This window comes from Mycolicibacter terrae (genome assembly GCF_010727125.1).
GTDB classification, from domain to species: Bacteria; Actinomycetota; Actinomycetes; order Mycobacteriales; family Mycobacteriaceae; genus Mycobacterium; species Mycobacterium terrae.
The window spans coordinates 3,520,936-3,539,272 of the sequence record NZ_AP022564.1 but is presented as its reverse complement, the minus strand read 5'-3'; the positions used below and the strand labels follow the sequence as shown (position 1 = coordinate 3,539,272).

Below are 18,337 nucleotides of genomic sequence, written 5' to 3'. Positions count from 1 at the left end.
GGCCGTCAAAGGGTCGTAAACAGTCAGGAAAAGGCGACACCATGCGGCACCACATTGCCCCGGTCGAGTTCGACAACCTGCGAACGATGACCTACGAGGTCACCGACCGCATCGCCCGGATCACCTTCAACCGCCCGGAGAAGGGCAACGCGATCACCGCCGACACCCCACTGGAGCTGTCGGCCCTGGTGGAGCGCGCCGACCTCGACCCGAATGTGCATGTGATCCTGGTGTCCGGTCGCGGCGAGGGGTTCTGCGCCGGCTTCGACCTGGGCGCCTACGCCGACGGGTCGTCGTCGGCCGGCGGCGAGAACTACCGGGGCAGTGTGCTCGACGGCAAGGTCCAGGCGGTCAATCATCGCTCGGACCAGCCCTGGGATCCGATGATCGACTACCAGATGATGAGCCGTTTCGTCCGGGGCTTCGCCTCGCTGATGCACGCCGACAAGCCGACCGTGGTCAAGATTCACGGCTACTGCGTGGCCGGCGGCACCGATATCGCACTACACGCCGACCAGGTGATCGCAGCCTCGGACGCCAAGATCGGCTACCCGCCGATGCGGGTATGGGGAGTGCCGGCGGCCGGGCTCTGGGCGCACCGGCTCGGCGACCAGCGCGCCAAACGCCTTCTGCTGACCGGGGATTGCATCACCGGCGCGCAAGCCGCCGAATGGGGGCTGGCGATCGAGGCTCCCGACCCGGCTGATCTCGACGAGCGCACCGAACGCCTGGTGGGCCGCATCGCCGCCATGCCGGTCAACCAGTTGATCATGGCCAAGCTCGCGCTCAACACCGCGCTGCTGCAACAGGGTGTGGCCACCAGCCGGATGGTCAGCACCGTCTTCGACGGGGTCGCACGGCACACCCCGGAGGGGCACGCGTTCGTCGCCGACGCGGTGGCGCACGGTTTCCGCGACGCGGTGCGGCACCGCGACGAGCCGTTCGGGGACTACGGCCGACGGACATCCGGGGTCTAGGGCGCGCGAGATGGCCGACCCGCCCGTTCGCATGACGGCCCGATCGGTGGTGCTGTCGGTGCTGCTGGGTGCCCATCCCGCCTCGGCCAGCTCAGCTGAACTCCTCAGGCTCACAGCGGGTTTCGGTATCAAGGAAACCGCTATGCGAGTGGCGCTGACCCGGCTGGTCGCCGCCGGGGACCTGGTCCGCTCCGCGGAGGGCTACGGGCTCGCCGAACGTCTGCTGGAACGTCAGCGCCGACAGGACGAGGCGCTGAATCCGCGCACCCGGCGCTGGGGTGGCGACTGGCTTGCCGTGGTGATCACCAGCGTCGGCTGCGACCCCCGGACCCGGGCCGCATTGCGGTCCGGCCTCACCGAGCGGCGATTCGCCGAGCTGCGCGAAGGGATCTGGATGCGGCCGGACAACATCGACGTCGACCTCGGCGATGAGCTGGCTTCCCACACCCGGCTGCTCACCGCCCGCGACGAACAACCGGCCGAACTCGCCGGCCGGCTGTGGGACCTGGCCGACTGGGCGGCCACCGGTGAGGGGCTGCTCGCCGAGATGGCACAGGCCTCCGACGTCCCCGACCGCTTCACCGTCGCCGCGGCCATGGTCCGCCACCTGCGCCGCGACCCGGTGCTGCCGGCCGAACTGCTGCCGCCGGGCTGGCCGGGAGAGCGGATCCGCAGTCGCTACGCGGAGTTCGTCGACGAAGTGGCGGAACGGCGCGATGCGGGTCGAACGGCGGAGGTGCCCTGATGACGGATTCGGTGCGGGTGGAGCGCAGCGGTGCGGTGACCACGGTGATCCTGAACCGGCCGCAGGCACGCAACGCCGTAGACGGGCCGACCGCGGCCGCGCTGTATCAGGCCTTCGCCGACTTCGATCGCGACGACACCGCGTCGGTGGCGGTGCTGTGGGGGGATAACGGAACCTTCTGCGCGGGAGCAGATCTCAAAGCATTCGGCACCGAGAAGGCCAATCAGACCCACCGCACCGGGCCGGGGCCGATGGGCCCGACCCGGATGACGCTGTCCAAGCCGGTGATCGCCGCGGTGAGCGGGTATGCGGTGGCCGGGGGCCTGGAGTTGGCGCTCTGGTGTGACATGCGGGTCGCCGAGGCCGACGCCGTGTTCGGCGTGTTCTGCCGGCGCTGGGGGGTGCCGCTCATCGACGGCGGCACGGTGCGCTTGCCCCGGCTGATCGGTCACAGCCGCGCCATGGACATGATCCTCACCGGCCGCGCGGTGGACGCCGACGAGGCGCACGCGATCGGGTTGGCCAACCGGGTGGTGCCGAAAGGCCAGGGCCGCAACGCAGCCGAGCAATTGGCCGCCGAACTCGCCGAGCTACCGCAGGGTTGTCTGCGCTCGGATCGGCTCTCGGCGCTGCGGCAGTGGGGGATGACCGAAGCCCATGCGATTGATCAGGAATTCGCCAGCCTCTCCAGGGTGGCCGAAGAGGCGGTGCACGGGGCGGGCCGGTTCGCCGGCGGCGCCGGCCGGCACGGCTCCAAAGCCTGACCTGAGCTCAACCAGGTCAACGCTTTTCGGCGATGGTGTTGCCCGACCCGCGATCGTCCACCGTCGGCTCGCCGCCGTGGTAGGTGACGGAGTTGTTGAGCCCGGTGACGGTCAGCGACTTGTCGACCCGCTCGAGGGTGATCCGGTTGTCGGCACCCGCGACATCCACCGTCGCGCAGCGGCCCCGGACGGTCAACCGGTTGTTGGATCCGGCCACGTTCAATGACTTGCCGTCGGCGCAGTCCACCGCCGACGTCGTCCCGAACGAGCCGTAATGGATGGTGTTGACGTTCGAGCTCATCGACAGCCGCTTCGGGGGAGACGCCTCCGTCGAGGCGTCGCAGCCGGCCAAGCCGAGAAACAGTGTCGTGATCGCGACGCAGATACTTCGGCGGCGATCGCCGGTCACGCCGGTACGCGTTGGAGCCGGTTGGTCATGCCCAGCTCACGTCCGCGGTCGAACAGGAAAGGGTCGCCGTTGTGGTAGTAGACGGTCTGGTCGTAGCCGTAGACGGTGACGTCGTTGACGATGGTGTCGGCGATGACGGTGTTCTGCGAGCCCTGCATGGTCACCGCCCAGCAGCTGCCCATCGCGTGGACGGTGATGTTGACGCCGTTGATGAACAGGGTGCCGCCGTCGCAGTCCAGCGTGCGCGTCTCGTGCACTCCGTAGACGTGGATGTCGCCGGGAACGGCGTTCGCGTTCGGGAGGCCACTGGCCAGACCGGCGGCAGAGCACAGCAGCGCCATACCCAGCGCGGTCCATTTCATCTCCCGTGCCCCTCTCGCCGGACGCGATCTCGGCAAAGCTTACGTCGCGCCGGCTCGGCCGTACGCGGGTTCCCCTACTTATCGGTGGATTAGAGTTCTTAGCTGACCTCTCCAGTCCGGCCACCACCCGAAGGGCGAACGCCATGCCAGCTCGACCAGACCCGCCGGCGGCGGGCGGTCGCTCGCGTACCAACGGAAAATCGGGGGCGCGACCGGTCAAGCTGAGTCGCGACGTCATCGTCAACGCGGCACTGAATTTCCTGGACCGCGAGGGCTGGGACGCGTTGACCATCAATGCGCTGGCCACCCAGCTGGGCACCAAGGGCCCGTCGCTGTACAACCACGTGCACAGCCTGGGTGACCTGCGCCGCGCGATGCGGATGCGGGTCATCGACGACATCCTCGAGATGCTGACCCAGGTCGGCCAGGGCCGCGCCCGCGACGACGCGGTGCTGGTGATGGCCGGCGCCTACCGCAGCTACGCCCACCACCACCCGGGCCGCTATTCGGCTTTCACCCGGATGCCGCTGGGGGGTGAGGACCCGGAGTACACCGCCGCGGCCACCCGCGCCGCCGCACCGGTGATCGAGGTGCTGGCGTCCTACGGGCTCGACGGTGACCGGGCGTTTCACGCGGCATTGGAGTTCTGGGCGGCGATGCACGGATTCGTGCTGCTGGAGATGACCGGGGTGATGGATGACGTCGACACCGACGCGATCTTCTCCGACATGGTGCGCCGGCTGGCCTCGGCGATGGAGAGCCGTACCGGGTAGCCGTAGCGGACGCCGGAGGGGCCGGGGCGACGCGCTTTGACCTGCCGGAGTCCAGCCGGGTATTGTGGTAGCTCGTGCCTGGCCACGAGGCGCGTATTGGTGACATGACGCGCGCGCCTGGCCCAATTCGCATGTCCATTATGCAGCGGAGCGATCCGCGGCCGGCCCATGCGACACGCCCGACCGCGGGTAGCGGTAGGGCACAGGACTGACAAGTTTTGCAGAGTTCGAACAGCGATACAGGAAGCCGGTAGATGCCAACCATTCAGCAGCTGGTCCGCAAGGGCCGCCGCGACAAGGTCGCCAAGGTCAAGACCGCGGCCCTCAAGGGCAGCCCGCAGCGTCGTGGCGTGTGCACTCGCGTGTACACCACCACCCCGAAGAAGCCGAACTCGGCGCTTCGCAAGGTGGCCCGCGTCAAGCTGACCAGCCAGGTCGAGGTGACCGCCTACATCCCGGGCGAGGGCCACAACCTGCAGGAGCACTCGATGGTGCTGGTGCGTGGTGGCCGGGTGAAGGACCTGCCGGGTGTGCGCTACAAGATCATCCGCGGCTCGCTGGACACCCAGGGGGTCAAGGGCCGCAAGCAGGCCCGCAGCCGCTACGGCGCCAAGAAGGAGAAGAGCTGATGCCGCGCAAGGGTCCCGCACCGAAGCGTCCCCTGGTCTCCGACCCGGTCTACGGGTCGCAGCTGGTCACCCAGCTGGTCAACAAGGTGCTGCTGGACGGCAAGAAGTCGCTGGCCGAGCGCATCGTCTACGGCGCGCTGGAGCAGGCTCGCGACAAGACCGGCACCGACCCGGTCGTGACGCTCAAGCGTGCGCTGGACAACGTCAAGCCGGCCCTCGAGGTGCGCAGCCGCCGTGTCGGTGGCGCCACCTACCAGGTACCGGTCGAGGTGCGCCCCGAGCGCTCCACCACGCTGGCCCTGCGTTGGCTGGTCAGCTTCTCCAAGGCCCGTCGCGAGAAGACCATGGTCGAGCGTCTCGCCAACGAGATCCTCGATGCCAGCAACGGGCTGGGTGCCGCGGTGAAGCGCCGTGAGGACACCCACAAGATGGCCGAGGCGAACCGGGCCTTCGCGCACTACCGCTGGTGATCTTGCCGGTGTAGCCACCGGACCCGGCCCGGGCGATGGCAAGACAAGCAATTGAAGTTATCGAAAGAGTGGGAAGACTGCTGTGGCACAGGACGTGCTCACCGACCTGAACAAGGTCCGCAACATCGGCATCATGGCGCACATCGATGCCGGCAAGACGACGACGACCGAGCGGATCCTGTACTACACCGGTGTCAATTACAAGATCGGTGAAACGCACGACGGCGCCTCGACCACCGACTGGATGGAGCAGGAGCAGGAGCGCGGCATCACCATCACCTCGGCCGCGGTGACCTGCTTCTGGAACAACAACCAGATCAACATCATCGACACCCCGGGCCACGTCGACTTCACCGTCGAGGTGGAGCGGTCCCTGCGTGTCCTCGACGGTGCGGTAGCCGTGTTCGACGGCAAGGAGGGCGTCGAGCCGCAGTCCGAGCAGGTGTGGCGGCAGGCCGACAAGTACGACGTGCCCCGGATCTGCTTCGTCAACAAGATGGACAAGCTGGGCGCGGACTTCTACTTCACCGTGCGCACCATCAAGGAAAGGCTGGGTGCGACTCCCCTTGTCATCCAGCTGCCGATCGGCGCGGAGAACGACTTCGAGGGCATCGTCGACCTGGTCGAGATGAACGCCAAGGTCTGGCGCGGTGAGACCAAGCTCGGTGAGACCTACGAGACCATCGAGATCCCGGCCGACCTGGCCGACAAGGCTGCCGAGTACCGGACCGCCCTGCTGGAGGCCGTCGCCGAGACCGACGAGGCGCTGCTGGAGAAGTACTTCGGCGGCGAGGAGCTCTCGGTCGAGGAGATCAAGGCCGGTATCCGCAAGCTGACGGTCTCTTCGGAGCTGTACCCGGTGCTGTGCGGCAGCGCGTTCAAGAACAAGGGTGTCCAGCCGATGCTGGACGCCGTGATCGACTACCTGCCGTCGCCGCTGGACGTCGAGTCGGTGCAGGGCCACGTGCCCGGCAAAGAAGACGAGGTCATCAGCCGCAAGCCCAGCATCGACGAGCCGTTCTCGGCGCTGGCCTTCAAGATCGCGGTGCACCCGTTCTTCGGCAAGCTGACCTACGTGCGGGTGTACTCCGGCAAGGTGGAGTCCGGCGCCCAGGTGATCAACTCGACCAAGGGCAAGAAGGAGCGGCTGGGCAAGCTGTTCCAGATGCACTCCAACAAGGAGAACCCGGTCGAATCGGTCTCCGCCGGCCACATCTACGCGGTGATCGGCCTCAAGGACACCACCACCGGCGACACGCTGTGCGACCCGAACAAGCAGATCGTGCTGGAGTCGATGACGTTCCCGGCCCCGGTCATCGAGGTCGCCATCGAGCCGAAGACCAAGAGCGACCAGGAGAAGCTGGGCCTGGCGATCCAGAAGCTGGCCGAGGAAGACCCGACCTTCAAGGTGCACCTGGACTCCGAGACCGGCCAGACCGTGATCGGCGGGATGGGTGAGTTGCACCTGGACATCCTGGTGGACCGGATGCGCCGCGAGTTCAAGGTCGAGGCCAACGTCGGTAAGCCGCAGGTGGCCTACAAGGAGACCATCAAGCGCACGGTGGAGAAGGTCGAGTACACCCACAAGAAGCAGACGGGTGGCTCGGGTCAGTTCGCCAAGGTCCTGATCAGCCTCGAGCCGTTCACCGGCGAGGACGGCGCGACCTACGAGTTCGAGAACAAGGTCACCGGTGGCCGGGTGCCCCGCGAGTACATCCCGGCGGTGGACGCCGGCGCCCAGGACGCCATGCAGTACGGCGTGCTGGCCGGCTACCCGCTGGTCAACCTGAAGGTCACCCTGCTCGACGGTCAGTACCACGACGTCGACTCCTCCGAGATGGCCTTCAAGGTGGCCGGCTCGCAGGCGCTGAAGAAGGCTGCCGCAGCAGCGCAGCCGGTGATCCTGGAACCGATCATGGCCGTCGAGGTCACCACGCCCGAGGACTACATGGGCGATGTGATCGGCGACCTGAACTCCCGCCGTGGTCAGATCCAGGCCATGGAGGAGCGCAGCGGTGCGCGTGTCGTCAAGGCGCAGGTTCCGCTGTCGGAGATGTTCGGCTACGTCGGAGACCTCCGGTCGAAGACCCAGGGCCGGGCGAACTACTCCATGGTGTTCGACTCCTACGCCGAAGTGCCGGCGCAGGTGGCGAAGGAGATTATCGCGAAGGCGACGGGCGAATAAGCACCATCTGCCCGTGCCGCTACGGTGGCACAAACTAAAAAGATCAATCCTGCTGTAACCCAGCACCAACAAGTCCAGGAGGACAAGAAGTGGCGAAGGCGAAGTTCGAGCGGACGAAGCCGCACGTCAACATCGGGACCATCGGTCACGTTGACCACGGCAAGACCACGCTGACCGCGGCTATCACCAAGGTTCTGCACGACAAGTACCCGGACCTGAACGAGTCGCGTGCATTCGACCAGATCGACAACGCTCCCGAGGAGCGTCAGCGCGGTATCACGATCAATATCTCCCACGTGGAGTACCAGACCGAGAAGCGGCACTACGCCCACGTCGACGCGCCGGGCCACGCCGACTACATCAAGAACATGATCACCGGTGCCGCCCAGATGGACGGCGCGATCCTGGTGGTCGCGGCCACCGACGGCCCGATGCCGCAGACCCGTGAGCACGTGCTGCTGGCCCGTCAGGTCGGCGTGCCCTACATCCTGGTGGCGCTGAACAAGTCCGACATGGTCGACGACGAGGAGCTCCTCGAGCTCGTCGAGCTGGAGGTCCGCGAGCTGCTGGCCGCCCAGGAGTTCGACGAGGACGCCCCGGTGGTCCGGGTGTCGGCTCTGAAGGCGCTCGAGGGCGACGAGAAGTGGGTCAAGTCCGTCCAGGACCTGATGGAGGCCGTCGACGAGTCCATCCCGGACCCGGTGCGCGACACCGACAAGCCGTTCCTGATGCCGGTCGAGGACGTCTTCACCATCACCGGTCGTGGCACCGTGGTCACCGGTCGTGTCGAGCGCGGCGTGATCAACGTCAACGAGGACGTCGAGATCGTCGGTATCAAGACGACCGTCACCAAGACCACCGTGACCGGTGTCGAGATGTTCCGCAAGCTGCTGGACCAGGGCCAGGCCGGTGACAACGTCGGTCTGCTGATCCGCGGTATCAAGCGTGAGGACGTCGAGCGGGGTCAGGTTGTGGTCAAGCCCGGCACCACCACCCCGCACACCGAGTTCGAGGGCCAGGCCTACATCCTGTCCAAGGACGAGGGTGGTCGCCACACGCCGTTCTTCACCAACTACCGTCCGCAGTTCTACTTCCGCACCACCGACGTGACCGGTGTGGTGAGCCTGCCGGAGGGCACCGAGATGGTGATGCCCGGTGACAACACCGAGATGAGCGTGAAGCTGATCCAGCCCGTGGCCATGGACGAGGGTCTGCGGTTCGCCATCCGTGAGGGTGGTCGCACCGTCGGCGCCGGCCGGGTCACCAAGATCATCAAGTAGTACCTGTACGACCAGCCTCCCGCAAGCGGGAGGCGCCCCAGCGAAGACCCCCTTTCCCGTGTGGAATGGGGGTTTTTGCGTTTGCTCGCCGGGTGACCGGCGCTAGTGTGTCGCACATGTTGTGGCGCTACGTCAAAGCCCAGGCCATGGTGCTGGGCTTCGGCGGCCTGGTCGGGCCGATCTTCCTGGTCGTGTTCTTCGCGACCGGGCAGCAGGCGGACCTGAAATGGATGTTCTACACCGGGCTGCTGGTCACGTTCTGCGACGTCCTGGTCGCGTTGGTGTTGACCGACTTCGGTACGAAGTCGGCGGCCAAGACCCGCTTCCTGGAGCAAAACGGCGTGCTGGCCCTGGCGCAGGTGACCGGTATTCACGAGACCGGCACCCGGATCAACGACCAACCGCTGGTCAAACTCGACCTGCATATCGAGGGAGCGGGCCTGGCGCCCTTCGACACCCAGGACCGGGTGATCGCCTCGGTGACCCGCATGCCGCTGATCTCCGGGCGCAAGCTGGCCGTCCTCGTCGACCCCACCACAAATAGCTACCGGATCGACTGGCAGCGCAGTGCTCTGCTGAGCGGTACGGCGCCCGCCCGGTTCACCCTCGCCGAGGACAACCAGACCTATGACCTGGCCGGCCAGGACGGGCCGCTGATGGAGATTTTCCAGATCCTGCGGGCCAACGGCATACCGGTGCAGGGCACGATCGACATCCGCTCCAACCCGGCGGTGCGCCAGCAGGTGGCCGCGGTGGTCAGGCGGGCCGCCGAGCAGAGCGCCGGGGCGCCGGCCCAGGAGGCCGTCCAGACGCGGTCTGCCGGGGAACGCCTGCAGGAATTGGACGCCTTGCGCAAACAGGGCGTCCTCACCGACGAGGAATACGCGCAGAAACGCCGGCAGATCATCGCTGAGTTGTGAAAGGTTCACCGGCAGTAGAACACGTTCCAGTTTCAGCTGCTAGCCTCGTCGCGTGAGCGAGAACCAGAAGCACGGCCTGCAGGGCAAGGTGGCATTGGTCACCGGCGCGGCGCGCGGCCAGGGGCGGGCACACGCAATCCGGCTGGCGGCCGCCGGCGCCGACATCATCGCCGGCGACATCTGCGCACCGGCCTCGGACTGCATCACCTACCCGGCGGCCACGCCCGACGATCTGGCCGAGACGGTGGCCGGGGTCGAGGCACACGGCCGCAAGGTGCTGGCCCGCCCGCTCGACGTCCGCGACGACGCAGCGCTGCGCGCCCTGGTCTCCGACGGGGTGGAGCAGTTCGGCCGCCTCGACGTCGTGGTGGCCAACGCCGGAGTGCTGAGCTGGGGCCGGCTCTGGGAGCTCACCGACGAACAGTGGAACACCGTCATCGACGTCAACCTGTCCGGTACCTGGCGCACCATCCGGGCGGCGGTGCCGGCGATGATCGAGGCCGGCAACGGCGGTTCGATCGTGATCGTCAGTTCCTCGGCCGGGGTCAAGGCCACCCCCGGCAACGGCCACTACGCGGCCTCCAAGTACGGCCTGGTGGCGTTGACCAACACCCTGGCGCTGGAGGTCGGCGAGCACGGGATCCGGGTCAACTCCATTCACCCCTACTCCGTGGACACCCCGATGATCGAGCCGCAGGTGATGGCCAAGATCTTCGGCGAGCACCCCGACTACCTGCACGCCTTCCCTCCGATGCCGTTGCGTCCCAACGGTTTCATCTCATCCGAAGAGGTCGCCGAGGTGGTCGTCTGGCTTGCCGGTGACGGCTCCGGGGTCCTGACCGGTGTGCAGATCCCGGTTGACAAGGGCGCTTTGAAATACTGAGCGCTCTGCTGGGACCACAACGGGGGGGATCGACGTGCCCGAACACGGGATCGTCATCGTGGGCGGCGGCCTCGCGGCCGTGCGCACCGCCGAGGAACTGCGGCGCGAGGAGTACGCCGGGCCGATCACCATCGTCTCCGACGAGACCCGCCCGCCCTATGACCGGCCGCCGCTGACCAAAGACGTGCTGCGCGGCGAACGCGACGACACCACGCTGGAACCGCCGGAGTTCTACGCCTCGCGCGACATCGACCTGCGGCTGGGCTGCGGCGCCCGCGGTGTCGACACCGCAGCGCAGACGGTGACGCTGGCCGACGGCACCGTGCTGCCCTATGACCAGCTCGTCATCGCTACCGGGCTGGTGCCGCGGCGTCTCCCCAGCCTCGGAGACCTGAACGGCATCCGGGTGGTCCGCTCGTTCGAGGACAGCCTGGTGCTGCGCGGGGACGCGGCCGCGGCTCGGCGTGCGGTGGTGATCGGCGCCGGCTTCATCGGCTGCGAAGCGGCGGCCAGCCTGCGCAGGCTGGGCGTGGACGTGGTTCTGGTGGAGCCGCAACCCACCCCGCTGGCCGCGGTGCTCGGAGAGCAGATCGGCGAGCTGGTCGCACGGCTGCACCGGGCCAACGGTGTCGACGTCCGCAGCGGCATCGGGGTGGCCGAGGTCCGCGGCGAAGGCCACGTCGAGACCGTGGTGCTCGCTGACGGCGCCGAGCTGGCCGCCGACCTGGTGGTGCTGGGCGTGGGATCCCGGCCGGCCACCGAGTGGCTGGACGGCTGTGGCGTCGACTTGTACGGGCGGGATAACGGCGTGCTCTGCGATCTGACCGGGCGCACCAGCGCGCCGAACGTGTGGTCCGTCGGCGATGTGGCGTTCTGGCGCGGCCGCGGCGGGCATGAGGCCCGGGTGGAGCACTGGAGCAATGTCGTCACCCAGGTGCGGGTCATGGTGCCGGCCATGTTGGGCCGGGAGTCGCTGCATGACGTGGCGGTGCCGCCGTACTTCTGGAGCGATCAGTACGACCTCAAAATCCAGTGCCTGGGCGAGCCGCGGGCCACCGACACCGTGCATCTGGTTGAAGACGACGGCCACAAGTTCCTGGCGTACTACGAGCGCGACGGCGTGGTGGTCGGGGTCGTCGGCGCCGGCCGGCCCGGCAAAGTGATGGGGGCGCGGGGCAAGATCGCCACCGGCGCCCCGATCTCCGAGGTCCTGGGTTCCTAGCGCCGGAGCGCCTCGCCGGCGCGGTAAAAGAACCGAAAACCCCTCCTCTTCCGCGGAGAACGATATTCTCCATGCGGAGACTGAGAGGTGCAGGCCATGGGTGGTGCGCAGGATTCCCGGCTCGACGCGGCGGCGCTGGGGCGCTGGCTCGACGCCAACGCCGCACCCGGCTCGCCCGGCCACGGCGAGCTGCCGGTACCGGAACCGCTGACCGGCGGTTCACAGAACACCCTCTACCGGCTGCGCCGCGGCGACGCCACGATGGTGCTGCGGATGCCGGGCGCCCGCGCGGACGCCGCCCGCATCGACGGGCTGCGCCGCGAGATCCGACTGGTACGGGCGCTGGCCGGAACCGACGTCCCGCACGCGGAGCTGATCGCCGCCGACGACGACGGCGACCTGCTCGGCATGCCGTTCTACGTGATGGCGGAGGTGGACGGCTGGAACTCGACCGGCAACGCCTGGCCCGCCCCGTTCGACGCGGACCTGACCGCCCGCCGCGGCCTGGCCTTCGAGTTGGTCGAGGGCGCCGCCCGCCTGGGCCGGGTGGACTGGCGTGCCCGCGGACTCGAAGGGTTCGGGCGCCCGGACGGATTCCACGAGCGCCAGGTCGACCGCTGGCTGGCGTTCCTGGACAGCTACCGGGTACGCGACCTCCCCGGCCTGGACGACGCGTCGGAGTGGCTGCGGCGCAACCGTCCCGAGCACTACCGACCGGGCATCATGCACGGCGACTACCAGTTCGCCAATGTGATGTATGCGCACGGCGCCCCGGCGAAACTGGTCGCGATCATCGACTGGGAGATGACCACCATCGGCGACCCGCTGCTGGACCTGGCCTGGGCACTGCTCGGCTATGACGGGGAGAATCCGCGCACCCAGGGCTACTACGCCGACCTGGCCGGAATGCCGACCCGCACCGAGCTGCTGCAACGCTACGAGCAGGTGAGCGGACTGTCGACGGAGAACATCGACTACTACCTGGTGCTGGCCAACTGGAAGCTCGGGATCGTGCTGGAGAAGACCTATGCGGCGTCGGTCACCGGTGACCGGGTCGACCCGAAGATCGCCGCCGCGATGGGCCCGATGATCCCGCAGCTGATTGCGACCGCGGCCGAACTGGCCCGCTCGCTGCCCGCGAGGAGTAGTTGACATGACCTATGCCGACGAGTTGTTCGATCTGACCGACCGGGTGGTGCTGGTCACCGGCGGCAGCCGCGGCCTGGGCCGGGAGATGGCGCTGGCGGCCGCCCACTGCGGCGCCGACGTGGTGATCGCCAGCCGCAAACTCGACGCCTGCCAGGCCGCGGCCGCGCAGATCGAAGCCGAAACCGGGCGCGCCGCAATGCCGTACGCCGTGCACGTCGGGCGCTGGGATCAGCTCGACGGGCTGGTCGATGCCGCTTATCAGCGGTTCGGCCGGGTCGACGTGCTGGTGAACAATGCCGGCATGTCGCCGGTGTATGACAAGCAGACCGACGTCACCGAGAAGATGTTCGACGCGGTGGTCGGCCTCAACCTCAAGGGACCCTTCCGGCTGTCGGCGCTGATCGGTGAACGGATGGTGGCCGCCGGCCGGGGATCGATCATCAACGTCAGCACCCACGGCTCGCTGCGCCCGCAACCGTCGTTCATCCCCTACGCGGCGTCCAAGGCCGGGCTCAACGTCATGACCGAGGCGCTGGCCCACGCGTACGGGCCGACGGTGCGGGTGAACACCTTGATGCCCGGGCCGTTCCTGACCGACATCAGCAAGGCATGGAACTTCGACGTGGCGAATGCGTTCGGGAACTTCGCGCTGCGACGCGCCGGGGAGCCACGCGAGATCGTCGGGGCGGCACTGTTTTTGATGTCGGATGCCTCCAGCTACACGACCGGCTCGATCCTGCGGGTCGACGGCGGCCCGTCCTGATCACCCGATCGATCGCCGAGAGGAGCTACAGATGGCATGGGATTTCTCCACCGAAGAACAGTTCGAGGCGAAACTGGACTGGATCCGGGCTTTCGTCCGCGACGAGGTGGAACCGCTGGAGGTGCTGTTCCCCGGCTGCGAATACCTGCCGCTGGATGACGAGCGGCGCCGGATCGTCGACCCCCTCAAGGACCGGGTGCGCGAGCAGGGGCTGTGGGCCCCGCATCTGGGACCCGAGCTCGGCGGGCAGGGCTTCGGTGCGGTCAAGCTGACCCTGATCAACGAGATCCTGGGCCGGTCCAGCTGGGCGCCGATCGTGTTCGGCACCCAGGCCCCCGACACCGGCAACGCCGAAATCCTGGCCCGCTTCGGCACCGTCGACCAGAAGGAGAAGTATCTGGCCGGGCTGCTGTCCGGGGAGATCTTCTCCTGCTTCTCGATGACCGAACCGCAGGGCGGTGCCGACCCGCGGGTGTTCACCACCCGAGCGGTCCGCGACGGTGACCAGTGGGTGATCACCGGGCGAAAATACTTCTCCTCCAACGCTTCGGTGGCGTCGTTCTTCATCGTGGTGGCCATCACCGACCCGGACGTGCCGGTGCACCGGGGCGCGTCGACCTTCCTGATCCCGGCCGGCACACCGGGTCTGGTCATTGAAGCCACCCACCACCTGGTCGGTTCGCATCCCCACGAGGCCGGACATTCGCTGGTGCGCTACGACGATGTGCGGGTACCTGCCGACGCCATTCTCGGGGAGCCGGGACAGGGCTTCCTGATCCTGCAGAATCGGCTGGCCGGCGGGCGGCTGCACCATGCCATGCGTTCGATCGGGGTGGCGCAGCGCGCCATCGACATGATGGCCCGCCGCGCGAAAAGCCGTTTCACCCAGGGAAGTTCACTGGCCGACAAGCAGCTGGTGCAGGCGTTCATTGCCGACTCCTACGCCGAGCTGATCCCGTTCCGGTTGACGGTGCTGCACGCCGCCTGGCTGATCGACACCGCGGGCGAGCACGCGGCTCGCGCCGAGATCGGGGTGTGCAAGATCCTGGCGTCGCAGGTACTCAAGTCGATCGGGTTGCGCGCCATTCAGGTTCACGGCGCGATGGGCCTGACCGAGCAGCTGCCGCTGACGAACGTGCTGCTGGGCGGGGTGGCGCTCGGGCTGGCCGACGGGCCCACCGAGGCGCACAAGGTGAACCTGGCCCGGCTGCTGCTCAAAGACTATGAGGCCGAGGACCCGGAGTGGCCCAGCGAATTCCTGGACAACCGGATCGAGGCCGCCCGCGCCAAGTACGGCGATCTGGTCGACCGGATCCCCGCGCTGCCCCGGACAGCGACGTGACCACCCGCGTCGATGCCGCCGTCCACCGGGCACTCGACCTGCGCCAGCAGCAGGCCACCGCCGAAGTGGAGCGCATCCTGGCGGCCGCCGTGACGGTGTTGGAGCGGGTGGCGCCCGACGAGCCGCGGGTCTCCGACATCGTCGCCGAGGCCGGATCGTCGAACAAGGCGTTCTACCGCTACTTCACCGGCAAGGACGAGCTCTTCCAGGCGGTGATGGAGCGCGGCGTCGCGATCGTCGTCTCGTATCTGCAGCACCAGCTGGCCAAGGAGGCCACCCCCGCCCGCCGGGTTGAGCGGTGGATACGAGGTACCGTCGCGCAGGTGTCCGACCCGCACCTGTTGAGCATGAGCCGCGCGGCCAGCACCCAGCTGACGGCCGCCGGGGTCTCCGACGGGGCCTTCCCAGAGATCCTCCGCCCGCTGCGCGATCTGCTCACCGACCCGGTGGCGGCGCTGGGAGGCCCCGACCCGCGCCGGGACACCGACACCGTTTTCGCCTGCACACTGGCCACCGTGCGGCGCTACCTGGGTGGTACCGCCCAGCCCAAGCGGGCCGATGTCGACCATCTGGTGGCGTTCTGCCTACGGGGACTGGGAGTCTGATGCGCGCGATCGTATGCCAAACCTACGGACCGCCGGAAAGCCTGGTGCTCCAAGAGCTTCCCGACCCCACACCCGGGCCCGGCACGATGGTGGTGCGGGTGCGGGCCGCGGCGGTCAACTTCCCCGACGTGCTGATGATCGACGGCAAATACCAGCTCAAGATCCCGACCCCGTTCACGCCCGGCAGCGAACTGGCCGGCGATGTGATCGCGGCCGGTGAGGGGGTGCCGTTCGCGGCCGGTGACCGGGTGGTCGGCACCTCGTTCGTGGGCGGATTCGCCGAGCAGGCGCTGTTGCCCGCCGCCGCGGTGACCGCGATACCCGACGGTATCGACTACGCCGCCGCGGCGGGGTTCGGGGTCACCTATCGCACCGCTTATCACGCGCTGCGCTCGATCGCCCAAGTGGGGCAAGGGGATTGGGTGGTGGTACTCGGGGCGGCCGGTGGGGTCGGGCTGGCGGCGGTCGATCTGGGAGTGGCGCTGGGCGCGCGGGTGCTGGCCGCGGCGTCCAGCCCGGAGAAGCTCGCCGTGTGCACGCAGCGCGGCGCGCAAGCCGTGGTCGACTACGACCGGGAGGACCTCAAGCAGCGGATCCGCGAGATCACCCGGGACGGCGCCCGCGCGGTGCTCGACCCGGTCGGCGGGCGCTACGCCGAACCGGCGCTGCGCAGCCTGGCCCGCGGCGGGCGCTTCGTCACGCTGGGGTATGCCGCCGGGTCCATCCCGGCCATCCCGCTGAACCTGGTGATGCTCAAGGGCATCACCGTGCAGGGCATGGAGATCCGGACGTTCGCCACCGATCATCCGGCCGAGAACGAGCGTGATCTCGCCGAACTGCAGCGGCTGTTCGCCCAGGGCAGGGTCAGCCCCTACATCGGCGCCCGCTTCCCCCTCGCCGACACCACGGCGGCGCTGCGCTACGTCGCCGACCGCAAGGCCGTCGGCAAGGTCATCATCGACGTCTGACCCAGACCAGGGCGTTGTGGCTCGTCACACCGTCATTCGTGGTAGTGGCCGACAAAGTCAGTTGGGCGCCGTCCACCTCGGCATGGCGCAGCTGCGGGCTCGCCAGCAGTTCCGGCAGCATCGACACACTCACCAGATGGTGCACCGTTGCGGTGTCCTCGTCGACGCGGAAGCGGCCACCGTAGGCGATGTACTGGCGCAGCGCCGCATCGTCGCCCGAAACGAGTTGCGCGGACATGTAGCCGTCGGCGGTGTAGAGGATCAGGCCGCGCGGCGCCGATCCCATGGGGTGCGACACCGCCCCCGTAGCGATGTCGCGGGATTCCATCGACAACAGCTCCCAGCCGCCGAGAAGCGCATCGCGCAGGGCGCCCATCAGGGCATGATGACGGTTCGGGTCACCGGCTCGGCGACCGCCTGCCGGCTGCCCAGCCCCCGTCGCAGGGCGCTCAGCAGCGCGTCGCGGGTTTCGCGCGGGTCGATGAGTTCATCGAAGCCGAGCTGCTTGGCGGAGTGATAGGACGCCTGCAACTCGGTGTCGCGCAGCTTGGCCGCCAGATCCTCACCGGCGTGCGAGGCGGCACTGAGTGCCGCCGCACTCATCGCCCCCATCGTCGCCCCCGGATAGGCGAACGTCGCGACCTGGGAGTCGAACCCGAGCAACGACATCACCATGGAACCGAAGCCGTAGGCCTTGCGCAGGGTCAGATGCAGCTTCAGGGTGGTGGCCGCGGTCTGGGCGGCGAACATCCGCGCCCCGGCCCGCAGTACACCGCTGCGCTCGGAACGGCTGCCCGGCAGCATGCCCGGATTGTCGGCCAGGAACACGATCGGCAGATGGAACGAGTCGGCCACCATGATGAAGTGGGCGGCCTTGTCCGCGGCATCGGCGTCGATCGAGCCGGCCAGCACCTGCGGCTGGTTGGCCACCACCGCCACCGGGTGGCCGCCCAGATGGGCCAGCGCGCAGATGATCGCGGGCCCGAACCGCGGCTGCACCTCGAACCAGTCGGGCCGGTCGAAGATGACGTCGAGTACCGAGCGCATGTCGTAGATGCGACGGTTGTCGCGCGAGACGATGTCGAGCAGCTCCGGCGTCGGGCGGGACTCCGCGGCCGGGTCGGCGGGCAGCGCCGGCGGGTAGGACCAGGCGCTGGGCGGGAAGTAGGACAGATACCGGCGGATGTCGTCGAGCACCGCCGCGTCGTCGGCGGCGACGTTGTGGATCACCCCGCTTCTCAGGGCGACCTCGGGACCGCCCAGGTCCTCCTTCGAGATCTCCTCGCCGGTGGACTCTTTGACCACCGGAGGCCCGGCGGTGAAGATCGCGCCGTGCGGGCTCATGATCCGGAAGTCACAGACCGGGCCCACCAGGGCGCCGTGCCCGGCCGATGGGCCCAGCACCGCGGCCACGGTCGGCACCTTGCCCGAGCATTGCGCCTGGGCCAGCAGGTCGGTCGGGGTGCGCCCGTAATGCTCACCGGTGGGGCGGAATCCGGCGCCTTCGAGCAGCATCACCAACGGGATCTTGTCGCGCAGCGCCAGCTCGGCGATACGGTAGCGCTTGGCGTTGCCGCCGGGACCGATGCTGCCCGCCAGCGTGGTGAAATCCTCCGCACCCACCATCACCGGCGAGCCGTTGATCTCCGCCGAGCCGACCACGATGCCGTCCGCGGCGATCTCCCCGCCGACCATGGTGCCCAACTCGCGGAACGTTCCGCGGTCGATCAGGTGCTCGATGCGGGCGCGCGCGTCGAGCTTGCCCTTCCCGCGATGCTTGGCCACCCGCTCGGCGCCGCCCATCGCCTGGGTGTGCCGGCGCCGCCGGTCGAGATCGTCCAGCGTCTCCTGCCAGTCCTGGGCGTTCGTCATCTGCCGATCCTCATTCGTT

Annotated in this window: 20 protein-coding genes; 16 read left to right on the top strand and 4 right to left on the bottom strand. The window is 68.3% G+C overall.

Annotated features, from left to right (window positions below; all coding sequences use genetic code 11):
* Positions 1-41 precede the first annotated feature (41 nt).
* The 3 genes from G6N23_RS16780 to G6N23_RS16770 are packed head-to-tail and all read left to right on the top strand — an operon-like array spanning position 42 to position 2,486.
* Positions 42-977 carry a crotonase/enoyl-CoA hydratase family protein gene (locus G6N23_RS16780; protein WP_085258902.1) on the top strand — a complete coding sequence of 312 codons (936 nt, stop codon included), beginning with the start codon at positions 42-44 and terminating at the stop codon, positions 975-977.
* A gap of 10 nt (positions 978-987) precedes the next feature.
* Positions 988-1,722, top strand: a complete 735-nt coding sequence (locus tag G6N23_RS16775) for a PaaX family transcriptional regulator C-terminal domain-containing protein (RefSeq protein ID WP_085258903.1) — start codon at positions 988-990, stop codon at positions 1,720-1,722.
* Positions 1,722-2,486, top strand: a complete 765-nt coding sequence (locus G6N23_RS16770) for a crotonase/enoyl-CoA hydratase family protein (RefSeq protein ID WP_085258904.1) — start codon at positions 1,722-1,724, stop codon at positions 2,484-2,486. The genes G6N23_RS16775 and G6N23_RS16770 overlap by 1 nt, the downstream gene beginning before the upstream one ends.
* A gap of 16 nt (positions 2,487-2,502) precedes the next feature.
* Here the strand turns inward: G6N23_RS16770 and G6N23_RS16765 are convergent, their stop codons facing one another.
* A complete protein-coding gene (locus G6N23_RS16765) occupies positions 2,503-2,787 on the bottom strand; it encodes a DUF3060 domain-containing protein (RefSeq protein WP_095174136.1) in 285 nt (94 codons plus the stop codon).
* A gap of 104 nt (positions 2,788-2,891) precedes the next feature.
* A complete protein-coding gene (locus tag G6N23_RS16760) occupies positions 2,892-3,257 on the bottom strand; it encodes a DUF3060 domain-containing protein (protein ID WP_085258906.1) in 366 nt (121 codons plus the stop codon).
* Between the two features lie 143 nt (positions 3,258-3,400).
* Between G6N23_RS16760 and G6N23_RS16755 the strand changes: the two genes are divergently transcribed.
* The 13 genes from G6N23_RS16755 (at position 3,401) to G6N23_RS16695 (ending at position 16,446) form a co-directional block, all read left to right on the top strand.
* Positions 3,401-4,030 (top strand): TetR/AcrR family transcriptional regulator, encoded by a 630-nt coding sequence (locus G6N23_RS16755; protein WP_085258907.1) that lies wholly within the window; start codon positions 3,401-3,403, stop codon positions 4,028-4,030.
* A 254-nt stretch (positions 4,031-4,284) separates the two neighbouring features.
* On the top strand, positions 4,285-4,659 hold the full coding sequence (gene rpsL / locus G6N23_RS16750) for a 30S ribosomal protein S12 (RefSeq protein WP_085258908.1): 375 nt from the start codon (positions 4,285-4,287) through the stop codon (positions 4,657-4,659).
* Positions 4,659-5,129, top strand: a complete 471-nt coding sequence (gene rpsG, locus G6N23_RS16745; RefSeq protein WP_064855607.1) for a 30S ribosomal protein S7 — start codon at positions 4,659-4,661, stop codon at positions 5,127-5,129. Before rpsL ends, rpsG begins: the two co-directional genes overlap by 1 nt.
* A gap of 133 nt (positions 5,130-5,262) precedes the next feature.
* Positions 5,263-7,314 (top strand): elongation factor G, encoded by a 2,052-nt coding sequence (gene fusA / locus G6N23_RS16740; RefSeq protein WP_234808456.1) that lies wholly within the window; start codon positions 5,263-5,265, stop codon positions 7,312-7,314.
* Between the two features lie 89 nt (positions 7,315-7,403).
* Positions 7,404-8,594: an elongation factor Tu gene (gene tuf / locus G6N23_RS16735; protein ID WP_085258910.1), complete on the top strand. Its 1,191-nt coding sequence runs from the start codon at positions 7,404-7,406 to the stop codon at positions 8,592-8,594.
* A 116-nt stretch (positions 8,595-8,710) separates the two neighbouring features.
* Positions 8,711-9,514, top strand: a complete 804-nt coding sequence (locus tag G6N23_RS16730) for an SHOCT domain-containing protein (RefSeq protein ID WP_085258911.1) — start codon at positions 8,711-8,713, stop codon at positions 9,512-9,514.
* Between the two features lie 52 nt (positions 9,515-9,566).
* Positions 9,567-10,397 (top strand): mycofactocin-coupled SDR family oxidoreductase, encoded by an 831-nt coding sequence (locus G6N23_RS16725; protein WP_234808451.1) that lies wholly within the window; start codon positions 9,567-9,569, stop codon positions 10,395-10,397.
* Between the two features lie 34 nt (positions 10,398-10,431).
* Positions 10,432-11,619 carry an NAD(P)/FAD-dependent oxidoreductase gene (locus tag G6N23_RS16720; protein ID WP_372508917.1) on the top strand — a complete coding sequence of 396 codons (1,188 nt, stop codon included), beginning with the start codon at positions 10,432-10,434 and terminating at the stop codon, positions 11,617-11,619.
* 96 nt (positions 11,620-11,715) lie between these two features.
* Positions 11,716-12,771 carry a phosphotransferase family protein gene (locus G6N23_RS16715; protein WP_085258913.1) on the top strand — a complete coding sequence of 352 codons (1,056 nt, stop codon included), beginning with the start codon at positions 11,716-11,718 and terminating at the stop codon, positions 12,769-12,771.
* Position 12,772: 1 nt separating this feature from the next.
* Positions 12,773-13,531, top strand: coding sequence for an SDR family NAD(P)-dependent oxidoreductase (locus G6N23_RS16710; protein ID WP_085258914.1), 759 nt, complete (start codon positions 12,773-12,775; stop codon positions 13,529-13,531).
* A 31-nt stretch (positions 13,532-13,562) separates the two neighbouring features.
* The gene (locus tag G6N23_RS16705; RefSeq protein WP_085258915.1) at positions 13,563-14,873 is read left to right on the top strand and encodes an acyl-CoA dehydrogenase family protein; all 1,311 of its coding nucleotides are present in this window, start codon (positions 13,563-13,565) and stop codon (positions 14,871-14,873) included.
* Positions 14,870-15,478 (top strand): TetR/AcrR family transcriptional regulator, encoded by a 609-nt coding sequence (locus tag G6N23_RS16700; protein WP_085258916.1) that lies wholly within the window; start codon positions 14,870-14,872, stop codon positions 15,476-15,478. Before G6N23_RS16705 ends, G6N23_RS16700 begins: the two co-directional genes overlap by 4 nt.
* Complete coding sequence (locus G6N23_RS16695; RefSeq protein ID WP_085258917.1) at positions 15,478-16,446, top strand: NADPH:quinone oxidoreductase family protein; 969 nt, start codon at positions 15,478-15,480, stop codon at positions 16,444-16,446. The genes G6N23_RS16700 and G6N23_RS16695 overlap by 1 nt, the downstream gene beginning before the upstream one ends.
* Here G6N23_RS16695 and G6N23_RS16690 read toward each other — a convergent pair.
* Positions 16,433-16,822, bottom strand: a complete 390-nt coding sequence (locus G6N23_RS16690) for a lipocalin-like domain-containing protein (protein ID WP_085258918.1) — start codon at positions 16,820-16,822, stop codon at positions 16,433-16,435. The genes G6N23_RS16695 and G6N23_RS16690 overlap by 14 nt on opposite strands.
* Positions 16,822-18,318, bottom strand: a complete 1,497-nt coding sequence (locus G6N23_RS16685; protein WP_085258919.1) for an acyl-CoA carboxylase subunit beta — start codon at positions 18,316-18,318, stop codon at positions 16,822-16,824. Before G6N23_RS16685 ends, G6N23_RS16690 begins: the two co-directional genes overlap by 1 nt.
* Positions 18,319-18,337 lie beyond the last annotated feature (19 nt).